Source organism: Mycoplasmopsis primatum ATCC 25948 (assembly GCF_000702785.1).
Classification (GTDB): domain Bacteria; phylum Bacillota_I; class Bacilli_A; order Mycoplasmatales; family Metamycoplasmataceae; genus Mycoplasmopsis; species Mycoplasmopsis primatum.
Genome location: NZ_JNJV01000057.1, coordinates 1 through 1392 on the forward strand (window position 1 = coordinate 1; position 1392 = coordinate 1392).

At 27.3% G+C, this 1392-nt stretch carries 1 protein-coding gene; it reads left to right on the forward strand.

The features are described from left to right. Positions 1-1372: site-specific DNA-methyltransferase (locus T386_RS0104195; protein WP_029513863.1), on the forward strand; the 1372-nt coding region annotated here is incomplete at its 5' end. Between the last annotated feature and the right edge of the window lie 20 nt (positions 1373-1392).

Consider the following 1392-nt stretch of genomic DNA (forward strand, 5'->3'; position numbering starts at 1 on the left):
AGAGAGAGAGAGAGAGAGTCGCAATTCGGAATCTAATTACGATGTAATTTATATTGATCCTCCTTATAATACAGAATCAGCAGGTGCAGATGGAAATAATTTCGCTGATAAGGATGATATTTCGGCTTCCAAATTTATTTACCGGGACAAATTTAGTCGCAATGGCTGGCTAAATATGATGAATGAAAGACTGAAATTAGCTCGCCAGCTTTTAAAGGAAGATGGTGTAATTTTTGTATCAATTGATGATACAGAACAAGCATATTTGAAAATCTTAATGGATGAAATTTTTGGTGAAGAAAATTTTGTAACAAATATTATTTGGAGAAAAAAGAATACTGGCGGCGGTTCTGATAAATCAAATATTGATATTGAAACAGAATTCATTGTATGTTATTGCAAGAATAAAGATAAAAATAAATGGAACAGTCAAAAAATAGCTACTGAAAACTATATTTTTGAAGATAAGTTTATAAACACAAGAGGAAAATATTATTTAATTGATTTAGATCATGTTTCCTCTAAAAGTAGTTTTAAATATATTGAATCTCTTGATTATGAAATTAAAGCACCAGATGGAACAATGTTTAAAAACCATAGAAATATATTAAAACCGCGTTCTTATTGTTATACATTAGGTAAAGAATTATTTGAATATTATGTCTTAAACGGTTTTATTGAAATTCAAGAAAAAATGGATAAAAAGGGTGCTAAATATTGAAAAGCATATCGAAAAGTTTATGAAAAGGTCACGATAGATAGAAACAAGCCATACAGTATAATACCAAGAGAAAAAGGCAATAATTATTCTAATTTAATCAATGAAAGTAATATATCTACTACTACTGGAAAAAAATTATTAATAACAATATTAAACAATAAAGATTTTTCATTTCCTAAACCAATTGAATTAATTATGTATTTAATTAATCTTAATCCTAATCACAATGCTCGCATTTTAGATTTCTTCGCTGGTTCAGGCACAACAGGTCATGCTGTTATGGAATTGAACAAAGATGATGGCGGAAATAGAACTTATACTTTAATTACTAACAATGAAAACAATATTGGTATAGAAGTTTGTTATGAAAGACTATTTAGAATTAATAATGGTAAAGGTTCAAAAGGCGAAAATGATTTTGATTGAATAAATAAAAATAAGCCTTATGGACAAAATCTTGATATCTTCAATCTTAATTACTATAATTCAGATGTGCTAACAGCAGACAATACAAAAATTAAAGCAAATTTTATACAAATGTTAAATGACTGAAATATAGAAAAAGCCTATGAAACTGATGAAAAAGAAATTTTATTAAACTTAACAGCCCTAAAACCTGTTGAAAAGGATAATAAAAATGGAATTAACTAGTGTGCAAAAAAGAGCAGTTA